Here is a 20,150-nt window from a genome sequence, read left to right on the forward strand (position 1 = left end):
ATCGCAGAAGCGGCCGCTGATCGTCAGTGCGTATTCAGGCTTGCGTCCGGTTACAGCATGGCTTGCTACATAGTTGAAACATGTTTTCGCCTAGCAAGGACTTCAAGGCCCGCTCAGCCATGGCAATCGGCGCTGGGCGCGCTGGTATCCACACAGGTGTGCGCCTGACGCGGAATGCCGCGCAGTTCGCGCACCTGCCCCGGTGTCAGCGCAAAGCTGTCCAGCGTCCTGCGTGCGCAGGCCGGCGTGCCCGTCGTGTTGCCCGCGGCAGGCGCGGCGCAGTGTTCCTCGTACACCAGGTAATGGCAGCGACCGCTGCTGCTGGCCAGGCAGTGCACATTGAGGTCGGTAGCGGTGGCCAGGGTCTTGCTGAAGATCACGTCCTGGCCATTGCTGGTGGCGCGGGTGATGGAGGTGGTGCCATTGCGGTCGTGACAACCGGCCAAGGCAAGCAGGCAATACACGAGGGAGGCGATCAGGCGCATATCAGCAATCCTTTCAGTCGATGCGATCGGGGGAATTACATGCCGCGGAACAGGCTCATGAAGGGCTGGCTGACGGTGAGCGTTTCGCTGCGCCCGCGCAGTGCCAGCCGGCCCTTGCCGGTGTCCTCGCGCACCACCGAGGCGACCGCCTTCATGTTGACGATGGTGGAGCGGTGGATCTGCTTGAACACCTGCGGATCCAGCACGTCGAGCAACTCACGCAGCGGCGTGCGCAGGATCGCCTCGCCGGCGGCGGTCATCACCGTGGTGTATTTCTGGTCGGCCTGGAAATACGCCACCTCGTCCAGCGCGATCAGGCGCGTCTCGCGGCCGCTGCTGGCGGTGAGCCAGGCCAACGGCGGCGCGGCGCTGGCGGCAGCAGGGCCCGCGGACAGGCGCTGCAACAAGGCCTCCAGCAGCTGGCCGTCCGGCTGGCCGGCGGCAGCGCGTTGCTGCACGCGCTGCCAGGTGGCCTGCAGGCGCTCGCGGCTGATCGGCTTGAGCAGGTAGTCCACCGCGCCGTGTTCGAACGCATCGATGGCGTACTGGTCGTAGGCAGTGACGAACACCACCTGGGTACGCGGGCTGACCTCGCGCAGCGCACGCGCCACCTCGATGCCGGTGAGCCCGGGCATGCGGATATCCAGGAACACCACATCCGGCTGCTGCGCGGCGATGGTCTCCAGCGCGCCGGCGCCGTCTTCGCATTCGCCCACCACCTGCAGCTGCGGGCACACCTCGGCCAGCAGCGCGAGCAGGGACTGCCGCAGCAACGCTTCGTCTTCGGCGATCACCGCACGCAGCGCGCTCATGCCTGCACCTGCGCGGTGGAGCTGTGCGTGCCTGGCAACGGCGGCGGCATGCGTGTGGCGGTCATCTGCGCCGGCAGCGGCAGGCTGATGGTGGCGGCCACGCCGCTGGGGAAATTGGACACGATGGCAAAGCTGGCCTTGCCGGCGTAGATCAACTGTAGCCGCTCGCGCAGGTTCTTCAGGCCGATGCCGGTGCCCTGGGTGTGGGTGCCGAAGCCCTGGCCATCGTCGGCCACGGTCAGCGTGGCATGGTCGTCGACGCGACGCGCCAGGATCCATATCGTGCCGCCGCCGGGCTTGGGTTCCAGCCCGTGCTTGATCGCGTTCTCCACCAGGGTCTGCAGCATCATCGACGGCAGTTGCAGCGCGCGCAGCTCGTACGGCACCTCCACCTGCAGGGCCAGCCGCGTGCCCATGCGGATGCGCAGGATTTCCAGATAGGCCTGGGTGCGTTCGAGTTCCTCGCCCAGGGTGGAGATGGCCCCGTCGGCGCTGGGCAGCGAGCTGCGCAGGTACTGGATCAGGTGCCCGATCATGATCTCCGCGCGCGGCGGGTCGGTGCGTGCCAGCACCTGTGCGCTGGCCAGCGTGTTGTAGAGAAAGTGCGGCTCGACCTGGGCATGCAGCAGGTTCAGGCGGGCCACCGCCAGTTCCTTTTCCATCACCGATTGCTCGGCCGCGGCCTGTTCGTCGCGACGTTGCTCGCCGACCCGGCGCACCACCGCGCGATTGATCGCCTCGGCGTTCTCGTAATTGCTGCCTTCGTCCACCGCAAACAGGTCCACCCAGGCGCCGGCGTCGGGCTCGCACAACACCGTGACGCTGCTGGTGCCCTGCCCCGGCGTGATCGTCACCAGTACCTGATTGCGCTTGATCGCAAAACGCGCGAACAGGTTCCAGCGCGAGGGCTGACGTCCTTCGTAAGGGTCGATGCGGCGCACCTTGGCGCGGATCAGCAGGCTGCCGGGCGCGCATTCGATGTCCTGCACGCGCGGCAACGCGCGCACGGCCTCTTCGACCACGGCAAAGCTGGCCTGCACGTCCAGCGGCACCTCGATCTGGCGGCGCTGGCGGGTCGACAAGGTGTCGTGATCCAGCCGCCCGGCGATCAGGCGCACCCGGCGCACATGCGTGATCGCACTCATCAGGGCAAGCGTCAGCAGCACCACGCAGATCAGCCCGAAGAACGCGCCGGTGGAGCCGAACAGCTGCGCCCACATGATCGCAGCCACCAGCAACGCGGCGGCCCAGGCGAACACGATACGCACGATCAGGAAGACGCTGGCAGACACGGGTGGGAGCTCGTTGGGTTGGGACGCGGCGAGCATAGCCGGCAAGCGATCGGGCGAACGCCCCCGGGCGACGAATGGCCGCTGGCGCGGCTTCAACTGCCCGGATCGCGGTGCGAAACCGGCCTGGTCGACGGTGGCAGGCACAGATGCGCGCGGTATGCTCGGCGTGCGCGACCGACGATGCTGCGGGGTGCGGGTCGCTGGCGCGCAGCGCAGGGCCTGGCGTTTACCGGTACTGCACCGCGCGCTACGCGTGGCCGGTCACGCAGGCGCCGTTACCAATCACTTTCTGCACATCGCTCAGGAGCCGCATGCACCGTCGTCATTTCCTGCACAGCGTCGGCATCGCGCTCGCGGCCGCTTCCACCGGGAGCTGGGCCGCGACCGGCAAGGTGGCCGCTACGCCGTCTTCGCCGCTACCCGCCATGCCGCCGGGCGCCTCGCCCGACCAGTTCGCCGCAGCGCCGCCGCTGGCGCCGATCCGTGCGGCGGTGGATCGCATCATCGCGATCAACGGCTGCACCCGCCCGTTCCGTGCGCAGGGGCCGCGGATCGAGGCCGAACGCATCGGCCGCAAGACGGTGGTGCACAACTATGGACATGGCGGCAGCGGGTGGTCGCTGTCGTGGGGCGCGGCCGAGCATGCGCTGCGGCTGGTGCAGGCCGCCGATGCGGATGCGCGCGAGCTGGCGGTGATCGGCTGCGGCGCGATCGGGCTGACCACCGCGCTGGTGGCGCAACGTGCGGGCCTGCGCGTGCGCATCTATGCGCGCGAGCGCCTGCCGGACGTGCGCTCGTTCTACGCCACCGGCGTGTGGTCGCCGGACTCGCGCGTGTGCACCAGCGAGCACGCCAGCGCCGATTTCAGGACCCGCTGGGAAGAGATGGCGCGCATTTCGTTTCGCCGCTACCAGACCCTGCTGGGCCTGCCGGGCGAGCCGATCGAATGGCGCGATGGCTATGCGTTGTCGGATGTGCCGTTCGATCAACCGAGCGCGTCGGCCGAAGCGCACGAGCCGGACTACCCGCCACTGGAGCGCGACCTGCTCGACGATCTCGGCCCACGCTCGCAACCGGTTGCGCCCGGCAGTCATCCGTTTCCGGTGCCGTTCGTGCGCCGCTACAGCCAGCTGACCTTCAACCTCAGCGCCTACGCGCGCCTGCTGATGGACGACTTTCTGCAGGCCGGCGGCGAGCTGTACACGCGCAACTTCGAGCATCCGCGCCAGTTCGGCCAGCTGCGCGAAAAGATCCTGGTCAATGCCACCGGATATGGCGCGCGCGCATTGCTTGGCGACGACAGCGTCATCCCGGTACGTGGGCAGACCGCACGCCTGATTCCGCAACCGGAAGTGACCTACGGGTTGGTCTGGCGCGGCCACAATCTCAATGTGGTGCCGCGTCGCGATGGCTTGCTGGTGCAGTCGCAAGGTGCCCACGATTTCAACAACCCCGATGCCACGCCGGATCATGCCGCGTCCGCAGCAGCAGTCCGCGAGCTGGCACGATTGTTTCCTGCGCGCTGAATCGTTCTGCCCGCGCGTTGCGCTCAGGACTCGCCAAGCGAGGCCTGCAGCGCGCGGGCCAGTGCGGCATCGCCGCTGACCAGTTCGTCCCACCGCAAGGCCACGCCTTTGCGTCGGCCTTTTTCGACCAGCTTCAAGCCCTGCGGGTCGATGACCAGGGTATAGGCCTGCTCGCCGATCTGCAGCTCGCGGCGTAACGGTTTGTCCAACGGCGTCATGGCAGCTCCAGGGGCAAGGACCAGCCATCGGTTGTAGCGCATCGGTCTGCAACGGCGTGCATTCCCGGCAGTGCATGCCGCACGGTGCCGGTGCAATCGCTGCGCGCGTGAGTCGATATCCGTGCAATGACGCGAGATCAGCACAGGTGTGGCGGTGATGCGACATGCGCGGCCGTGGTCATGCGCCCTGCACGCACGCGTCTCAACAAGCCGGCATCAATTTCGGTCGGTTGCAGTGCGGTTGCCACGGCGCGCGCTGGCGAATCGATTACCTGCGCATCATCACCGCGCCGCTCACGGCACAGGTCGTTATCGCCTTGGCGTCACCGCATCCACCGATCGCGCTAACACGCCGACGATTAGCGTAGCGACCATGCGAGGCAGCGTGAGCAAGCACGACAACAACGCTGCATTGCGGGCTTGGCGTCACGCCAGGCACTGCGATGCCGCAGTGACGACGCAGCTGGTCCGCACGCAAGCGCAGGCAAGACGCACACACGCTGCACCGCATCGTTTATCTACCTATCCATCCAAAGGAGCCGCCCATGGCGATCAAGACAATTGAAGAGCTTTTCGTCCACGAGCTGTCGGACATCTACAGCGCAGAAAAGCAGTTGACCAAATCGCTGCCGCGCCTGGCACGTGCGGCCACCGAACCCAAGCTGGTGGAAGCGTTCAAGCTGCACCTGGAAGAAACCCAGGGCCAGATCGAACGCATCGACCAGATCGTCGAACTGCTCGGCATCAAGCTCAAGCGCATCAAGTGTGCCGCGATGGAAGGCCTGGTCGAGGAAAGCCGCGAGGTGATCGACGAGATCGAAGAAGGTCCGGTACGCGATGCGGCACTGATCGGCGGCGCGCAGAAGGTGGAGCATTACGAGATCGCCTCGTACGGCACCATCGCTGCGATTGCGAAGCAGCTGGGCTATACCGATGCGGTCAGCCTGCTGCTGTCGACGCTGGAAGAAGAAAAGGCCACCGATGAAAAGCTGACCCTGCTCGCCGAGCAAGGCGGCAATCAAAAGGCATCCAAGGCTAGCAAAGCGGCCTGATGCATCGCGCGGGCGGCGCTGCCGCCTGCGTTTGTCCGCATCCCGCGGGCAACCCCCAACCCATAGCCAGCCTCAGGTTTCTGCGCGCATGCCGCGTTGCAATCGTCGTCGGGCGCCAGCCAGGAAATACCATCCATGTTTATGCATAACAAGCGTCTGATGTACACCGTTCGCGTGGCCGAACCCAATCCGGATCTGGCCACGTTGATGCTCGAGCAGTTCGGCGGACCGCAGGGCGAGCTTGCTGCAGCAATGCAGTACTTCACCCAGGCATTGGGCGAAGACGACCCGGGCCGCAAGGATTTGTTGTTCGATATCGCTACCGAAGAACTGAGCCATCTGGAAATCATCGGCTCGATCATCGCCATGCTCAACAAGGGCCCCAAGGCCGTGTTGTCCGAGGGCATGGAAGAGGCCATGGAGATGCGCTCCATGACCCAGAACAGCACCAGCCACACCCAGCAGATCCTGTACGGCGGTGGCCCGGCCCTGGTCAACTCCAGTGGCGTGCCGTGGACCTCGGCCTATGTCGATTCGATCGGTTGCCCGACCTCGGACATGCGTTCGAACATCGCTGCCGAAGCACGCGCCAAGCTGGTCTATGAGCGCCTGATCACCGTCACCGATGATCCGGGCATCGTGGATGCGCTGCGCTTCTTGATGACGCGCGAAGTGGCGCATCAGAAGTCGTTCGAGAAAGCGTTGTACTCCATCGAGCCGAACTTCCCGCCGGGCAAGCTGCCGGGCGACCCACGCTTTACCGACATCTACTACAACATGTCGCAGGGCGAAGGCGACACGATTGGCCCGTGGAATGCCGGCGAGCAGTGGGACGTGGTGGCAGACCGTGAGCTGCAGTCCGCAGTCGACGGTGGCGATGGTTCGGCCACGGTTGCGCTGGATGCGACCCAGACCGAGGCACTGGATGCGATGTCGCTGCGCCTTCTGTCCAATCCGGAGCTGGATCGGGTGACCGGTGCAGACCTGGGCGCAGGCCCGGGCGCCGGCTCCACCACCGGCGACATCCAACGCTGATCTTCAGCGCTAGCAGTTGCCGAGACTGGCCCGGGTCGTTCGCGACCCGGGCTTTTTGATGCACGCAACTGCGGCGGATGGCCGGCGAGATGGCGCCGGTCGGCATCGCGGCGACGTCGGCGTATCACCTGCGACGACCATGCAGCACGGATGTGGTTCGATACAAGACGCCGACGCGTGCGCAAGGTGTTACCGAACGACTGAAAAGAAAAGAGGCCCCGACAGGCCTCCTGGTGTCAGCGCGTGCCCGCGCCGCTCATACCGGCGCGGTGTGCGTGGCATGCGCTTCGCTGGCCCACTCCGGCCGCACGCCTGCTGCCGTGGTGCAACGCTCAAGCCGCCACGGCATCAAATGACGCATCGCCTCCTCGCCACTGACCTGCAACCAGTGCGTGGCATCGCCTGCGACGCATAGTGGGCGCTGTGTCGGCAGGCTGGTCGAGGAAGCGACCAGCAGCGAGAACCCCATCTGCAGGCGACCGCCAATGTCCATGACATTGCGCAGGCCCGCGGCATACAACGCCCCGCCATCCTGACTCAACCAGGTCGCCGACGTGGCACCATCAGCCGATGCGGCGCAGACAAAGCCACACAGCGGGATCAGGCAGCGCTGGGTTTCCCAGATGGCGAGGTCCACGCGCCCCAGCCACTCCGGCTCCTGGGTATTGATCGAGCGCTGCTGTCCCGGAGCACGTCGACCGAAGGTTGCACGCTCCTCGCGCTTGCCGCCACGGTCGGCAACCAGAATGTCGGCATCGGCACCGACACCGATCTCGACCCAGGCATTGCTCGCAACGCGGCCCGACAACTGAAGAATGCGCGTAATCATGTTTACTCCACTGTGCATCTGGATGACAGCAGGAGCTACGCACAATACGCGCCAAGTTTTAGGGATGCCGCGCACTGATGCACCGCAATGGTCCTGCATGACGGCCGTGGCATCGGCATCGTTGCGAGGTGCGAATCCGTCGCAACATGTGCACGCACGCGCAGGAATTTCCGTGAGGGGCGCGTCGGGATGCGCAGCATTTTGCACATCGGCATGGCCGCGCCTGCCAGAGTGCGCACGGACTGCACGCGCGCGTGCAGGTCTCTAGCGCTCGTGCAGCGAGGTCAACGGCAACTGGATCTCGCATTCCAGGCGTGTATCGCTGAGCTCGTAACGCGTCTGTGCGCCATGGCTGTACGGCAGCGCCTTCTCGATCAGACGGCGGCCGAATCCGCCCGCCTGGTCGCGGTCGTCGCGCCGCTGCTGGCTGGCACCTTCCTCGATCCACGACAGCACCAGACGCGCAGAGGCGTCGTTGGTGGACACCACGTCCCAGCGCACCGACAGCGTGCCGGTCTCCACCGCCAGCGCCCCGTACTTGAGCGCATTGGTTGCCAGTTCGTGCAGCGCCAGCGCCAGCGTCTGCACCGTGGACTTGCGCAGCGCCACATCCGGGCCTTCCACCACGATGCGCTGTTGGTCGGGCTCGGCGCCGAGCGCATCCAGCTCCATGCGCAGCAGCGCACCGATGGTGGTGGGCTCGTTGTCCGACTGCGACAACAGTCCTTGCACACGCGACAACGCAGAGAGCCGGTCGTCGAACCTGCCGGCGAATTCCGGCATGCTGTGGCTGCTCTGGACGGTCTGCTTGGCAACCGACTGCACCACGGTGATCAGGTTGCGGGTGCGGTGCTGCAATTCGCTGACCAGCACGCGCTGTTCGTCCTGCAGGCGGCGCAAATTGTCCGATTCGGTGGAGGTTCCCAGCCATTCCAGCACCTGGCCGCGCTCGTCCAGCACCGGCGCGCTGCGCGTATGGAACCAGCGGTAGCCGTCTTCGGCTGCGTTGAACAGGCGGTGTTCCACATCCAGCCCGCCGGTACGCGCACTGTCGTGCCAGGCATTCAGGGTCAGCTCGCGCTCGTCCGGATGCACCACCTGCAGCCAGCCCAGTTCCAGGCTCTCGCCATCGCGCTGGCCGGTGTAGCTGGACCATTGCGGGCTGGACCAGGTCCAGCGGCCGCCATCGAGCGAGCGCCACACCAGTTGCGGAATGCCTTCCATCAAGGTGCGCAGGCGCTGCTCGCTGCTGCGCAACGCGCGCTCGGCGCGTGTCAGCGGGGTGACGTCCATGAAGGTCAACACCGCACCGCCGATGAAATTATTGACGGTGCGGTACGGCAGTACGCGCACCATGTAGCGCGCGCGCGTGGCGGGGTTTTCCACCTCGCGGTCCAGCACCGCCAGCGTGCGGATCACCCGGCGCACATCGTCCTGCAGTTCATCGTAGGCCACGTGCAGCTTGATGTTGCTGATCGGCCGGTGGATGTCACTTTCCACCAGCGGCAGGATGTCGGTGACCGCGGGAGTGAAGTTGGTGACGCGCAGCTCGTTGTCCAGGAATACGGTGGCGATCTGGGTGCTTTCCAGCAGGTTCTTCAGGTCGCTGTTGGCATGCGCGAGTTCCTGCACGCGGTGGGCCAGCTCGCCGTTGACCGTGGTGACCTCCTCGTTGACCGACTGCAGCTCTTCCTTGGAGGTTTCCAGCTCTTCGTTGGCGCTCTGCAGTTCTTCGTTGAGCGACTGGTACTCCTCGTTGGAGGACTTGAGCTCCTCGTTGGTGCTTTCCAGCTCCTCGATCATCGACTGCAGGCGCTCGCGGGTCATGCGCAGCTCGTTCTCCAGCGCCTGCACGTGTGCGTTGTCGGACACGGTATCTTTCGGCGGCGCCAGCTCGGCCAGTTCACGTGCTTCCACTTCCTGGAACAACACCACATAGCCGCGCGGCACCTCCGAATCGGAGGTCGGCTCCACGAACAGGTCCACCGCCAGGGTCGCCGCGTCCTCGTGCATCTGGATGCCCCTGGCCTGCACCGGCGTCATGTCCGCTTCGGCACGGCTGAGCGCGCTGCGCAACTCCAGCCGCAGGTCGCGGTGAACCAGGTTGAGCAGGTTGAGGCTGGGCGCGCCACCGCCGGGACGGATGAAACGCCCGGCCTGGGAAGAGAAATGCAGCACGTCGAAATGCTCGTCCAGCACCGCATAGGCCGGGGCATAGCGATCGGCGATGCGCTCGCCGGCGCGCACCAGTGCATTGCTGACACTGCGCTGCTGGCGGTTGGCCGCCGGTGCATGGCCGTCCAGTCCGAGCGAAGACGACGGGAAGGTCGCATGCATGCGGCTGTCGGCATCGATCTTCTGGAACACGCGGAAGCTGCGCTCCACCGGTGCGAACAACTTGGCATGCCGCGAGACGTTTTCGGCATTGCCCAGGAACAGATAGCCGCCCGGCTTGAGGGCGAAGTGAAACACCGGGATCACCCGGTTCTGCAGCTCGGCGTCCAGGTAGATCAGCAGATTGCGGCACGACACCAGATCCAGCCGCGAGAACGGCGGGTCCTTGACGATGCTGTGCTGCGAGAACACGCACAGCTCGCGCAGCTGCTTGCTCACCACATAGGTATCGCCCTCCTTGACGAACCAGCGCTGCAGGCGCTCCGGCCCCACGTCGGCGACGATGCTGGACGAATAACGCCCCACCCGTGCGATGGCCAACGCCCGCCCGTCGATGTCGCTGGCGAAGATCTGGATGCGCGGCGCCACGTCCAGCGTCTGCGCATGCTCGCGCAACAGCATCGCCAACGAATAGGCCTCTTCGCCGGTGGAGCAACCCAGCACCCACACCCGCAGGTGATCGCCCGGCTGCTTGCCCTGGAACAGGCGCGGAATCACCTGCTGTTCCAGAAATTCGAACTCGCGGCGGTCGCGGAAGAACTGGGTGACGCCGATCAGCAGATCGTTGAACAGCAGCAGCGGTTCGTCGAAGCGGCTGCGCAGCTGCTCCAGATACTGCTCCAGCGTATCCACCTGCACCACCTGCATGCGTCGCTGCACGCGGCGCAGGAACGTGGCGCGCTTGTACCCGTGGAAATCATGGCCGGTGGCATTGCGCAGGATGCTGGCGACCTGGCTGAGCTGATCGTTCTCGCTGCCGTTGCGCACGCCCACCGGTGCCGGATGACCGAAGCGATGGTGGCGTTGCATATGCGCGGCGATGCGTGCGGCCACGCGCGGCAGCGGCAGGATATCGTCGCTGATGGCGGCCGGGTTGCCGGCACTGCGCAGATCCATGCCATGTAACGACGGGTCGTCCACCGCCAGCGCCAGACCGCCACATTCCTTGATCGCGGCGGTGCCCAGGGTGCCGTCGCCATCGAAGCGGCCCATGATCAGGCCGATCACGTTGCCGTCCTGGTCGTGCGCCATCGAAACGAAGAAACTGTCGATCAAGCCGTGATCGCTGGCTTCCTCCAACGGGCGCAGCCGCAGCCGGCCCTCTTCCAGGGTCACCAGGGTCTGGCTGGGCGGTAGGTAAATGCGCCCGGGATGCAGCGCATCGCCGTCCTCCGGCGCCAGCAGCAGGCTGGATTGCGGGCCGAGCAACTCGCGCAGGCGCGGCTCGTCCAGCAGGTGGCGATCGCGCAGCAACAGCATGATGACCAGATTGGGCGCCCCGGCGACCGCGTCGAGCAGCTCGGCCAGGCGGGTGGCATCCAGGCCATCGGCGCCGACACCGAGAACGAATAACGGCGGTGGCGCCACGGCGTCGTGCACGGGGGTCGCTGTGGTGTCGTCGCAGGAAGTGTCGTCGTCAGTCATCGCATCGATCGCGTCGGGTGTGAGGCGCAATCGTCAATGATGGCGCAAACCCGCCTCTACTGCTACGCGGCGTCTGAGCGGTACAGCTGCCTTGCACGACCGGTTCTGGAAGCGCCTGCTTACGCGCGGCGTTAACCGACGCGACGCGCACTATGGCTTGCGCGTCGCCAGACAGCGCCACCGCTCCAGGAGCTCGCCATGCAGGACAATCCACTCAACGGCCGTCGCATCCTCGTGGTCGAGGACGACTATCTGCTGGCCGAATCGCTCAACGATCTGTTGGTGGAAGCCGGCGTCTATGTACTCGGGCCGGTGGGCAATGTGCTGGAGGCATTGTCGCTGGTGGCCTCCGGCCAGACCATCGATGGCGCTTTGCTCGACGTCAATGTGCGTGGCCAACCGGTGTTTCCGGTCGCCGATGCGCTGCTGGAGCGCGGCGTGCCGTTCTCGTTCTGCTCCGGCTACGACCGCTACACGCTACCGCCGCGGTTTGCGCATCTGTCGTACTGCATGAAGCCCTACAACCCGCGCACCATCACCGCACTGCTCAGCAACCAGACCCAGCCTGCCGAGCATTACTGATCGGCGCTGTCGGTGGACATCGCATCGTCCTGGCGCAGGGCGCGCTCTTCTTCGCCCAGTTGATTGAGCAACTCCACCGCCGACTGATGGGTGGTGCGCAAGGTCTCCATGGGCTTGGAGGTCTCGTTGCGTAACGCATACAACGCAAAGCCCATCACGTTGAGGCGGTTGCGCAGCTGATGCAGCAGCTCGCGCCGCCGCCCCTGGGATGCATCGCCCACTACGCGTCCTTGTCGCTGAGCCGGTTGTGCAGGGTGCGCACACTGATCCCCAACTCGCGCGCCGCCGCCTTCTTGTTGAAGCGCGTGCGCGCCAGTGCTGCCTCGATCATGGCGTCCTCGGCCTGGCGCATGGTCCATCCCGCCGGAATCAGCAAGCCGTCTTCATCGGCCTGCGGCACGGTCTGCACCACATCCGGTGCGCTCAGCAGGTCGCCGTCCGCGCGCAGGTACAGATAGCGGATGAACGAGCGCAGTTCGCGCACGTTGCCCGGCCAGGTGTGGTAGGCCAGATAGCGCAGCAACGACTTGGTCGGCAGCTTGCGGGTGCCGTACTTGACGTTGAGCTCATCGATCACGCGCAGGCCCAGCAGCCGCGCATCGCCACGACGCTCGCGCAGCGGCGGCACCTGGATCGGGTACTCGTTGAGCCGGTAGAACAGATCCTCGCGCAGCACGCCGTGCTCGCGTTGCACATGCTGGTGGGTTGCCGCGACCACGCGCGCGTCCAGCGGGATCTCCTCGCTGCCACCCACGCGCATGAAGCTGCGCGACTCGATCGCGCGCAGCAGGTAGACCTGCAGCCGGGTCGGCATCTCGCCGATCTCATCCAGGAACAGCGTGCCATCGGCGGCCTGCTCCAGGAAGCCGGCGTGCCGACGATCGGCACCGGTGAAGCTGCCGCGCTCGTGGCCGAACAACTGGCTGGCGAGCAGCTCCTCGGGAATGGCACCGCAGTTGACCGGCACGAAGCGACCACGCCGGCCGGAGACCCGGTGGATCGCGCGCGCGACCAGATCCTTGCCGGTGCCGGTCTCGCCGGTCACCAGCACATTCAGATCGGTCGGCGCCACGCGCAGGATGTCCTTGCGCAGCAGCACGATGCTGTCGCTGTTGCCGATGATGCCCAGATTGCCCTGCTGCGCGTCGCGCAGGCCGCCGAGCACGCGCTCCAGCCGCTCGGGCGCAAACGGCTTGGTAAGGAACTCACTGACGCCGAACTGCTGCGCGCGGCCCTGGGTTTCGTAGGCGTAATCGCCCGAAACCACCACAATCTGCGGCGTGTGATCCGGGTCGAGCCGTTCGATGAGATCGAAACCGCTACCGTCGGGCAGACCAACGTCCACCACCAACAGGTCGGGGAAGTTGCTGTCCAGCCAACGGCTGGCTTCGCCAAGGGTGTGGATGCCCTTGGCACGGAAGCCGCTATCGGTGGCTAACTCAACCACCTGATCGCAGAACTCCACGTCGTCGTCGATGATGGCGCAGGAAAGACGGTCCATGGGCGCTTCTGTCCGCAATGACTAATACATGTTCAGTTGAGAATTGTGACGGCTGCGCGAAAAACGCGCCTGTACGTCACCACGAGATGGCACATCCGTGTCACGGCCATCCGGCCGTATGGCGCCCGCTTCCCCCCAAGTCGAGCTCGCCGTAAATGGTCGACCGAAGTACGCATGGCGGCGCTGGATTACGCCAGTGCCAAGCGTCATGGTCGGGGTCGGTCAGCGCGTCGTCTTGGGCGAAACGCCAAGGAGCGCAAGGTTTGCGGGAGATGGAGGGCAACCCGGACACGGGTACCGTTGGACTGAGCTGACGGATCAGCTCGCTTGGCTTGCGCTACGACGCGCCTGCTGGACTGTCGGCTCGCGCCGACGTGGATCATTGCCGGTGGATGCCTTGCGCACGCCCGACCGCGAGCCGTCGGGTGCGCTGTGTTGCAAATAGCCTACGCACCGGCCGTGGAGAAAATGTGCATAGAGCTGCCAAGGCCGGCGCTGTGACACGACGGCAGAGTTGCGTGCGCCTACATCGCGAACGCCGGAACTGCAGCGTCGAGCGCGACTCAGCGCTTCTCGGAGCCGTCCGGTCGCTCGTAATCGTGCTCGGGGTCGGCCTTGTTCACATCGCGGTCTTCGTCGGGCATGTCGTGCACCTTCCACTCGACATCCTCGTTGCGCTGTTCCTGCGGCGTAAACGGCTTTTGCTGGTCGTCGTCCGGGCCCCATGGCTTTTTCGGTTCACTGCCCATCGTCGTTCTCCTGCGTTTGTGGTCGTGAGCCCACGCTAGGCCGGCGTGCATTGCACAGCAGTGAACAAAGCTGCGCGATGGCGTGAAGCAATTGCCGCGTGCATAAGCGGCGCCATCGTCAACACACACGCCGCCGACATCGCCTAGCCCGCCCGTTTACGTCTGCGCACGCACACTGCCGTTCATCGTGATGCGTCACACCGCCAGGAGACTGAAATGCCCGTACCCAATTACCCGCGCCCGCCATTCAAGCCGCAGCAGCAGAACTTTCCCGGGCGTACCGAGAAGATGGACCCGCGCCCGGATCACGGCGAAGACAGTTACGTCGGTCATGGGCAGCTCACCGGCAAGCGCGCATTGATCACCGGCGGCGACAGCGGCATCGGTGCGGCCGTGGCGATCGCCTATGCACGCGAGGGTGCCGACGTGGCGATCGCCTATCTTCCCGACGAGCAGGAAGACGCCGCCAGAATCGGCGCATTGATCGAAAAGGCCGGCGTCAAGGCCTTGCTGGTGGGCTGCGACATCAGCGACCCGGCCCAGGCGGCTGCGTTGATCGAACAGGTCAACAGCACGTTCGGCGGCCTGGATATCCTGGTCAACAACGCCGGCTATCAGAAGTATTTTGAGAACTTCGAAGACATCACGCTGGACGAATGGCGCAAGACCTTCGACACCAACGTGCATGCCGTGTTCCACCTGGTGCAGTTGTCGGTACCGCTGATGAAAGACGGCGGCTCCATCATCAATACCGCCTCGGTGCAGTCCAAGAAGCCGACGCCGAACATCCTGCCGTATGCCGCTACCAAGGGCGCGCTGGCCAACCTGACGATTGGCCTGGCGGGCGTACTGGCCGAAAAGCACATCCGCGTCAACGCGGTGCTGCCGGGTCCGATCTGGACGCCGTTCATTCCGGCCGGCATGGACGAGGAGTCGGTGGAAAACTTCGGCGGGCAGACGCCAATGGGGCGCCCCGGGCAACCGGTGGAGCTGGCATCGGCGTACGTGATGCTGGCTGCCGATACCGCCAGCTACACCTCGGGCACCTTGCTCACCATTGCCGGTGGCGCGGTCACGCTGTAACGCCGTCCTGCGCTGCAGCTGCTCGCAAAGCCCGCCTCGCTTGCTTAGCGAGGCGGCAGGCCGCGCGCGTAGGCGGCGAGCTGGTAGATGCGGTGTCCACTGTGTGGACGATCAAGGCGTTTGCCGCACGCGATCGCGAAAGCGCGCGGCTGGCCGAGCAGATCGGCGACGAGGCGGTCGCCCATCGCCGCAGCTGGATGTACGTGGAAAAGGCCCGCGTGATCCACGACATTTGCCTGTCGGTGATGGCCGGCGGCATGTTGATCTGGGCGATCAGCATGCGGCGCGCCGGCACGGTGAGCGCGGGCGACGTGGTGCTGGTCAGCGCGCTGACCTTCCGCATCCTGCACGGCTCGCGCGACCTGGCGCTGACGCTGGTGGACACCACCCAGCAGCTGGGCGCCATCGCCGACACGCTGCAGATCATCCTGCAACCGCATGCCATCGTCGGTGCGGACGCACCGCTGGCCCTGGCCCAGGACAATGTGCGGTTCGAAGAGGTGCGCTTTGCCTATCCGGAGCGGGCAGCAGTGCTGGATGGATTGAACCTGCACATCCCTGCCGGCCAGAAGGTCGGCATCGTCGGGCCCTCGGGTGCCGGTAAGTCCACCTTGATCGCGCTGATCCAGCGCCTGGACGATGTGCAATCCGGACGCATGCTGATCGATGGCCAGGACATCCGCAGCGTCAGCCAGGACAGCCTGCGCGAAAAGATTGCGGTGGTGCCGCAGGAAACCGCGCTGTTCAATCGCAGCATTGCCGACAACATCCGCTATGGCCGCCCGGAGGCCAGCGATGCGGAAGTGCAGGACGCTGCGCGGCATGCATTCTGCGATGGCTTCATCCGGCAGCTGCCGCAGGGCTAAGACACCCAGGTCGGCGAACGCGGGGTCATGCTCTCCGGTGGTCAACGCCAGCGTCTGGGCATCGCCCGTGCGTTCCTGAAGGACGCGCCGATCCTGATCCTGGATGAGGCCACCTCGGCACTGGACACCGAGTCGGAAGCGGAAATCCAGGCCGCGCTGGATCACCTGATGCGCGACCGCACGGTACTGGGGGTGGCGCATCGCCTGTCCACGGTAATCGGCTTCGATCGCATCGTGGTGCTGCAGGAAGGCCGCGTGGTCGAAGACGGCAACCCGGCACAGCTGCGTGGTCACGGTGGTGTGTTCGATGGCCTGTGGCAGCGCCAGGCGGCGGGATTCGAGCAGGCTGCGCCTGATCAGCAATGACGACTGCTTGGAGATGAGATCGCCCAGCACTCGCTAAGCATGTTGCGTGTTGCGTGTTGCGTACCGCATGTCGAATGTCGCGAACCTGATCGACGCGTGCCACCCATGCCCACAACGACAACAGGCAGCCGAAGCTGCCTGTTGTCTGCATCGCACCGCGCATCACGCGGTGCCCGATCAACATCTCCGCCTGATCAGTGCGGCTGGTTCGACTTGGCACGCAGCGACTTGGCATGCTCCAGATGCTGGGCGATGGTCTCGCGTGCGCGCTGCAGTTCCTTGCCCAGATCGCTCGAACCCGGCTCGCTGGCCAGCTGCGCATCCAGCAACGTCAACGCCTGCTCATGGCTGGTCACGCTGGCCTGCAGGTACTGCGTTTCGAACTCCTTGCCGTTCAAGCCTTCCAGACGCTTGCGGGTGCCATCAGCGCGGGTGGTTGCAGCCTGCGCCAGCGTGCCGCTGCGATCCGGTGCAAAACGGCTGAGATCGGTGAGCGCCGCACTGTGGGCCTCGTCCATCTTGCGCGCAAACTGCAAGGTCTCGCCACCGAGTCCCTTGACGACTGCCAATTGCGCCAGCGTGCGCTCCTGCTCGTTGAAGACCACCAGCGCACCAAGCGCCTGCTTGCGATCACCGGAGATTGCAGCGGCATCACGCAACGGGTCGCCATGCGGCGGCGTGCTGCCCGCATTGGCCGGCGCGCTCAGCGTCTGCTGTTGAATGTCGCGATCGTTGTTCTTTGGGCTGGCTGCTTCACCGGACTCGTTCTGACGACGCTGCCATGCCTTGTAAGCCACGTAGCCCACTGCACCGGCGGTCACCATCTTGAAAATTCCCATCGTTGTCTCCTGGTTGATCGCGCAAGGCACGATCGTTGATTGTCGGGGTCGCATGGTCGCTGCACGCATGAGCTGCGAACGATCAGCGTGGCATTCGAGAGTGCGAGCGCGCGGGTTATCCAGGCGTGACACACGCATCAACGCCGCGTCGCCAATCGAACGCGTCCACACCGTGCGCACGTGCCGTGCTGACGGACTTAACGGCGCGCTACCGACACTGGCTGTGTTGCCGCACACCGACGGCCTTTCCGGAGAACCCCCATGCTCGCCCTCAACTACCACGGCTCACGCGATGTCCGGGTCGAAACCGTGCCGGACCCGGTCCTGGTCGAACGCGACGATCTCATCCTGCGCGTGACCGCCACCGCCATCTGCGGTTCGGATCTGCATCTGTACCGCGGCAAGATTCCGGATCTGCGGCACGGCGATATTCTCGGCCATGAGTTCATGGGCATTGTCGAAGACGTGGGCCCCGACGTCACCGCCGTCAAACGCGGCGACCGCGTGGTGATCCCCTTCGTGGTGGCCTGCGGGCGTTGCTTCCACTGCATGCTGCAGGAATTCTCCGCCTGCGAGACCACCAATACCGGCAAGGGCGCGGCGCTCAACCACAAGGACATGCGGCCGCCGGCGGCGCTGTTCGGCTTCAGTCATCTGTATGGCGGTCTGTCCGGCGGGCAGGCCGAATACGTGCGCGTGCCCAAGGCCAATGTCGGGCCGTTGGTGGTGCCCGATGCACTGCATGACGAGCAGGTACTGTTCCTGTCCGACATCCTGCCGACCGGCTATCAGGCCGTCATCGATGCCGGGGTCAAGCAAGGCTCGACGGTGGCGATCTTCGGTGCCGGCCCGGTGGGCCTGATGGCGGCAGCATGCTGCCGCATGCTGGGCGCCGAGCGCATCTTCATGGTCGACCGGCATGCCTACCGGCTGGACTTTGCGTCCAAGGCCTACGGCATCATTCCGATCAACTTCGACGAGGTCGACGACCCGGCCGATGTCATCGTGTCGCAAACCGATGGCCGCGGCGTGGATGCCAGCATCGAAGCGGTGGGCTTCGAGGCCGAAGGCAGCGCGATCGAGACTGCGTTGACCAACTTGAAGCTGGAGGGCAGCAGCGGTGTTGCAATCCGCCAATGCATCGCGGCAACGCGCCGCTGCGGTGTGGTCAGCGTGCCGGGCGTGTATGCCGGCTTCATCCACGCCTTCATGTTCGGCGATGCCTTCGACAAAGGACTGAGCTTCAAGATGGGCCAGACCCATGTGCAGAAGCACATGCCGCACTTGCTGGAATGCATCGGCAATGGCGACCTCAAGCCCAGCGCGATCATCTCCCATCGCATGCCGCTGGCCGATGCGGCGCGTGGCTATGAACTGTTCGACAAGAAGCAGGACGATTGCCGCAAGGTGGTGTTGACGCCGTAACAGCCAGCAACGCTGCAAATGCAAACGGCGCGGTCGATGACCGCGCCGTTTGCGTTCCCGGCTAGTGTGGCCGGGTCAGTCCAGCGGTTTGGCCGGCACGAACGGCGACACCGGATCGCTGGCCGGAAAGGTTTCTTCCAGCGCATCGTCCTGCAAGGCGTCCTGTTTTTCCTTCTCGCTGCGTTGGTCTTCGTGATCGCCGGCAAGATCGAGCGCAGTTGCGTGTTGATGGGCAGTATTCATGGGATCTCCTGTCGCATTGATGCAGACCACCCAACGCTACGGTGGTCTGCCAACGGCACAGGTGAAAGAGGTCTTCGCATCGGCGCGACAAAGGCAACCGTTTAGGCAAACGTCGGGTGCATCGGCGCGTTCTCGCAGCATAGCGATCGTACGCAGGCGGACCACAGCATGATTGAGCGCGCAGCATGCCGATGCTTGCGTCCACAGGCACACACGCAAAGCACGGCACTGCCGGCAACGCGATCATCGCGTTTTTGCGCCGCGAGAAAACAGCTTGCTGCCGCCACGGCGGGGACCGGTTCACACCGCGGCGCGCCCAGGGTGTATGGTGCAAGGGCGGCCGGACTCCGGTGTCGCCCTCACTCTATCTGGCCTTCTCCATCAAGAATCTCTGCGAACGTTGCGACGCCGTCTGTTGCCGGCTCACCGTCATGGTCGATCCATCCGACCGCATCCCCAACCACTTGACCAGCGTGACACCGCAAGGTTGGCACGTGATGGCGCGTGACGAGGAAGGCTGGTGCGTGGCCATCGATGCGGCGCGCATGTGTTGTTCGATCTACGAGACGCGGCCGGCGATCTGCCGGCGTTTCGTCATGTCCGGGCCGTATTGCCGCGACGTGCGTGCCACCTACGACGACCAACGCCGGCGGGGCATTCCCTTGACGCTGTACAACGCATGAGGATTTCGCCATGAACAACTCCCGCCGTCAGTCGATGACCGTGAGCAATCAGCCAGGCAAGCCGCGCTTGTCCGAGCAACGGCTGGCTGCCGACCTGGAGGCGTTCCAGCAATCCGGTGGCGCGATCGAACGTCTGGGCGATACCCCGCTGCGTCGCGACAAGAAGCGCGGCGAGCCCGAGGCCGCTCCTGCCAAGGCAGTCAAAAAACCCGCTGCCAAGGCAACCGACGCGTCCGACGCAGAGACCGCGACAACCGCAACAACCGACGCCGAGTAAGCGCGTCGCAGTGGCAGCACACCTGCGTTGTGGCTGTCGCTGTTGGAGTTGGAGTTGGGCGATCGATGCCGCGCTGCGTGCACACACCGCAGCCGGCTGAACCCACAGCGCCGGCATCGTCGGCTTCGAAAAAATGACCGCCTTCCGGCACGCAGACCCGCGTCGCCAACAGGCAAGCGCGGATTACAGCAGTTGCGCGTGTTTGGTCGCGCCCAGTCCCTGTGCCAGCGAAGCCATCTCGTTGGCCAGTGTGATCAGATCGCCGCCGGCTTGCGCGGCAAGAGTCATGATGCGTTGATACGCGTCCCAGAAGTCCGGTCCACTGCCATAGGCGTCGTGGAACCCTTGTAACTCCAGGACCATGAGATCGGACACCTGCATGTCGCAGCGGTCCATTGTGGTCACCTCGTTGGGGAGTCGTCCCCGGACCGGCAGCCTACACGCGTTCACCTTACAAAACAGGGTCGG

At 65.2% G+C, this 20,150-nt stretch carries 20 protein-coding genes and 1 pseudogene; 9 read left to right on the forward strand and 12 right to left on the reverse strand.

The genetic code is table 11. The features are described from left to right. Positions 1–113: 113 nt before the first annotated feature. The 3 genes from ACCQ04_RS17740 to ACCQ04_RS17750 are packed head-to-tail and all read right to left on the reverse strand — an operon-like array spanning position 114 to position 2,589. On the reverse strand, positions 114–485 hold the full coding sequence (locus tag ACCQ04_RS17740; RefSeq protein WP_024940773.1) for a hypothetical protein: 372 nt from the start codon (positions 483–485) through the stop codon (positions 114–116). A 35-nt stretch (positions 486–520) separates the two neighbouring features. Further along, positions 521–1,297, reverse strand: coding sequence for a LytR/AlgR family response regulator transcription factor (locus ACCQ04_RS17745; protein ID WP_104608206.1), 777 nt, complete (start codon positions 1,295–1,297; stop codon positions 521–523). Further along, positions 1,294–2,589: a sensor histidine kinase gene (locus ACCQ04_RS17750; protein WP_180968612.1), complete on the reverse strand. Its 1,296-nt coding sequence runs from the start codon at positions 2,587–2,589 to the stop codon at positions 1,294–1,296. Before ACCQ04_RS17750 ends, ACCQ04_RS17745 begins: the two co-directional genes overlap by 4 nt. A gap of 311 nt (positions 2,590–2,900) precedes the next feature. Between ACCQ04_RS17750 and ACCQ04_RS17755 the strand changes: the two genes are divergently transcribed. Then, entirely contained in the window at positions 2,901–4,115 is a 1,215-nt protein-coding gene (locus ACCQ04_RS17755) for an FAD-dependent oxidoreductase (protein ID WP_226427507.1), read from the forward strand. A 23-nt stretch (positions 4,116–4,138) separates the two neighbouring features. Here the strand turns inward: ACCQ04_RS17755 and ACCQ04_RS17760 are convergent, their stop codons facing one another. Further along, positions 4,139–4,333: a hypothetical protein gene (locus ACCQ04_RS17760; protein WP_039513305.1), complete on the reverse strand. Its 195-nt coding sequence runs from the start codon at positions 4,331–4,333 to the stop codon at positions 4,139–4,141. A gap of 545 nt (positions 4,334–4,878) precedes the next feature. Between ACCQ04_RS17760 and ACCQ04_RS17765 the strand changes: the two genes are divergently transcribed. Both ACCQ04_RS17765 and ACCQ04_RS17770 read left to right on the forward strand, forming a co-directional pair. After that, a complete protein-coding gene (locus ACCQ04_RS17765) occupies positions 4,879–5,385 on the forward strand; it encodes a YciE/YciF ferroxidase family protein (protein ID WP_016900918.1) in 507 nt (168 codons plus the stop codon). 135 nt (positions 5,386–5,520) lie between these two features. Further along, the gene (locus ACCQ04_RS17770) at positions 5,521–6,420 is read left to right on the forward strand and encodes a manganese catalase family protein (RefSeq protein ID WP_046344546.1); all 900 of its coding nucleotides are present in this window, start codon (positions 5,521–5,523) and stop codon (positions 6,418–6,420) included. 256 nt (positions 6,421–6,676) lie between these two features. On the opposite strand, the gene ACCQ04_RS17775 is transcribed toward ACCQ04_RS17770, so the two are convergent. Together ACCQ04_RS17775 and ACCQ04_RS17780 are read right to left on the reverse strand one after the other, a co-directional pair. Beyond that, entirely contained in the window at positions 6,677–7,249 is a 573-nt protein-coding gene (locus tag ACCQ04_RS17775; protein ID WP_046344548.1) for a hypothetical protein, read from the reverse strand. A 264-nt stretch (positions 7,250–7,513) separates the two neighbouring features. Beyond that, the gene (locus ACCQ04_RS17780; protein ID WP_372358579.1) at positions 7,514–11,068 is read right to left on the reverse strand and encodes a CheR family methyltransferase; all 3,555 of its coding nucleotides are present in this window, start codon (positions 11,066–11,068) and stop codon (positions 7,514–7,516) included. Between the two features lie 198 nt (positions 11,069–11,266). Between ACCQ04_RS17780 and ACCQ04_RS17785 the strand changes: the two genes are divergently transcribed. Next, complete coding sequence (locus tag ACCQ04_RS17785) at positions 11,267–11,650, forward strand: response regulator (protein ID WP_372358580.1); 384 nt, start codon at positions 11,267–11,269, stop codon at positions 11,648–11,650. On the opposite strand, the gene ACCQ04_RS17790 is transcribed toward ACCQ04_RS17785, so the two are convergent. The 3 genes from ACCQ04_RS17790 to ACCQ04_RS17800 form a co-directional block, all read right to left on the reverse strand. Beyond that, positions 11,644–11,871: a hypothetical protein gene (locus ACCQ04_RS17790; protein WP_024938476.1), complete on the reverse strand. Its 228-nt coding sequence runs from the start codon at positions 11,869–11,871 to the stop codon at positions 11,644–11,646. The genes ACCQ04_RS17785 and ACCQ04_RS17790 overlap by 7 nt on opposite strands. Then, positions 11,871–13,151 carry a sigma-54-dependent transcriptional regulator gene (locus ACCQ04_RS17795; protein WP_046344551.1) on the reverse strand — a complete coding sequence of 427 codons (1,281 nt, stop codon included), beginning with the start codon at positions 13,149–13,151 and terminating at the stop codon, positions 11,871–11,873. The genes ACCQ04_RS17790 and ACCQ04_RS17795 overlap by 1 nt, the downstream gene beginning before the upstream one ends. Positions 13,152–13,714: 563 nt before the next feature. Then, positions 13,715–13,900, reverse strand: a complete 186-nt coding sequence (locus tag ACCQ04_RS17800) for a hypothetical protein (RefSeq protein WP_016900925.1) — start codon at positions 13,898–13,900, stop codon at positions 13,715–13,717. A gap of 216 nt (positions 13,901–14,116) precedes the next feature. Here ACCQ04_RS17800 and ACCQ04_RS17805 point away from each other — a divergent pair, with 216 nt between their 5' ends. Continuing rightward, positions 14,117–14,983, forward strand: coding sequence for a glucose 1-dehydrogenase (locus tag ACCQ04_RS17805; protein ID WP_372358581.1), 867 nt, complete (start codon positions 14,117–14,119; stop codon positions 14,981–14,983). A 56-nt stretch (positions 14,984–15,039) separates the two neighbouring features. Beyond that, a pseudogene (locus tag ACCQ04_RS17810) lies at positions 15,040–16,215 on the forward strand (ABC transporter ATP-binding protein); the annotation flags it as partial. 194 nt (positions 16,216–16,409) lie between these two features. Here ACCQ04_RS17810 and ACCQ04_RS17815 read toward each other — a convergent pair. Beyond that, the gene (locus ACCQ04_RS17815) at positions 16,410–17,054 is read right to left on the reverse strand and encodes a DUF4142 domain-containing protein (RefSeq protein ID WP_039518702.1); all 645 of its coding nucleotides are present in this window, start codon (positions 17,052–17,054) and stop codon (positions 16,410–16,412) included. 261 nt (positions 17,055–17,315) lie between these two features. On the opposite strand from ACCQ04_RS17815, the gene ACCQ04_RS17820 reads away from it, so the two are divergent. Then, entirely contained in the window at positions 17,316–18,479 is a 1,164-nt protein-coding gene (locus tag ACCQ04_RS17820) for a zinc-dependent alcohol dehydrogenase (protein ID WP_024938479.1), read from the forward strand. Positions 18,480–18,554: 75 nt separating this feature from the next. Here ACCQ04_RS17820 and ACCQ04_RS17825 read toward each other — a convergent pair whose 3' ends face one another. Further along, positions 18,555–18,722, reverse strand: coding sequence for a hypothetical protein (locus ACCQ04_RS17825; protein WP_372358582.1), 168 nt, complete (start codon positions 18,720–18,722; stop codon positions 18,555–18,557). Between the two features lie 350 nt (positions 18,723–19,072). On the opposite strand from ACCQ04_RS17825, the gene ACCQ04_RS17830 reads away from it, so the two are divergent. Together ACCQ04_RS17830 and ACCQ04_RS17835 are read left to right on the forward strand one after the other, a co-directional pair. Next, on the forward strand, positions 19,073–19,405 hold the full coding sequence (locus ACCQ04_RS17830; RefSeq protein ID WP_226427509.1) for a YkgJ family cysteine cluster protein: 333 nt from the start codon (positions 19,073–19,075) through the stop codon (positions 19,403–19,405). 10 nt (positions 19,406–19,415) lie between these two features. Continuing rightward, positions 19,416–19,682, forward strand: coding sequence for a hypothetical protein (locus tag ACCQ04_RS17835; protein ID WP_024938480.1), 267 nt, complete (start codon positions 19,416–19,418; stop codon positions 19,680–19,682). A gap of 183 nt (positions 19,683–19,865) precedes the next feature. On the opposite strand, the gene ACCQ04_RS17840 is transcribed toward ACCQ04_RS17835, so the two are convergent. Beyond that, the gene (locus ACCQ04_RS17840; RefSeq protein WP_024938481.1) at positions 19,866–20,078 is read right to left on the reverse strand and encodes a hypothetical protein; all 213 of its coding nucleotides are present in this window, start codon (positions 20,076–20,078) and stop codon (positions 19,866–19,868) included. Positions 20,079–20,150 lie beyond the last annotated feature (72 nt).

This window comes from Xanthomonas sp. NCPPB 2866 (assembly GCF_041475745.2).
GTDB classification, from domain to species: Bacteria; Pseudomonadota; Gammaproteobacteria; order Xanthomonadales; family Xanthomonadaceae; genus Xanthomonas; species Xanthomonas arboricola.

Coding starts and splice junctions, on each gene's coding strand:
- ACCQ04_RS17740 (WP_024940773.1), bottom strand. CDS start 485: ATGCGCCTGATCGCCTCCCTCGTGTATTGCCTGCTTGCCTTGGCCGGT.
- ACCQ04_RS17745 (WP_104608206.1), bottom strand. CDS start 1,297: ATGAGCGCGCTGCGTGCGGTGATCGCCGAAGACGAAGCGTTGCTGCGG.
- ACCQ04_RS17755 (WP_226427507.1), top strand. CDS start 2,901: ATGCACCGTCGTCATTTCCTGCACAGCGTCGGCATCGCGCTCGCGGCC.
- ACCQ04_RS17760 (WP_039513305.1), bottom strand. CDS start 4,333: ATGACGCCGTTGGACAAACCGTTACGCCGCGAGCTGCAGATCGGCGAG.
- ACCQ04_RS17765 (WP_016900918.1), top strand. CDS start 4,879: ATGGCGATCAAGACAATTGAAGAGCTTTTCGTCCACGAGCTGTCGGAC.
- ACCQ04_RS17770 (WP_046344546.1), top strand. CDS start 5,521: ATGTTTATGCATAACAAGCGTCTGATGTACACCGTTCGCGTGGCCGAA.
- ACCQ04_RS17775 (WP_046344548.1), bottom strand. CDS start 7,249: ATGATTACGCGCATTCTTCAGTTGTCGGGCCGCGTTGCGAGCAATGCC.
- ACCQ04_RS17780 (WP_372358579.1), bottom strand. CDS start 11,068: ATGACTGACGACGACACTTCCTGCGACGACACCACAGCGACCCCCGTG.
- ACCQ04_RS17785 (WP_372358580.1), top strand. CDS start 11,267: ATGCAGGACAATCCACTCAACGGCCGTCGCATCCTCGTGGTCGAGGAC.
- ACCQ04_RS17795 (WP_046344551.1), bottom strand. CDS start 13,151: ATGGACCGTCTTTCCTGCGCCATCATCGACGACGACGTGGAGTTCTGC.
- ACCQ04_RS17800 (WP_016900925.1), bottom strand. CDS start 13,900: ATGGGCAGTGAACCGAAAAAGCCATGGGGCCCGGACGACGACCAGCAA.
- ACCQ04_RS17805 (WP_372358581.1), top strand. CDS start 14,117: ATGCCCGTACCCAATTACCCGCGCCCGCCATTCAAGCCGCAGCAGCAG.
- ACCQ04_RS17815 (WP_039518702.1), bottom strand. CDS start 17,054: ATGGGAATTTTCAAGATGGTGACCGCCGGTGCAGTGGGCTACGTGGCT.
- ACCQ04_RS17820 (WP_024938479.1), top strand. CDS start 17,316: ATGCTCGCCCTCAACTACCACGGCTCACGCGATGTCCGGGTCGAAACC.
- ACCQ04_RS17825 (WP_372358582.1), bottom strand. CDS start 18,722: ATGAATACTGCCCATCAACACGCAACTGCGCTCGATCTTGCCGGCGAT.
- ACCQ04_RS17835 (WP_024938480.1), top strand. CDS start 19,416: ATGAACAACTCCCGCCGTCAGTCGATGACCGTGAGCAATCAGCCAGGC.
- ACCQ04_RS17840 (WP_024938481.1), bottom strand. CDS start 20,078: ATGGACCGCTGCGACATGCAGGTGTCCGATCTCATGGTCCTGGAGTTA.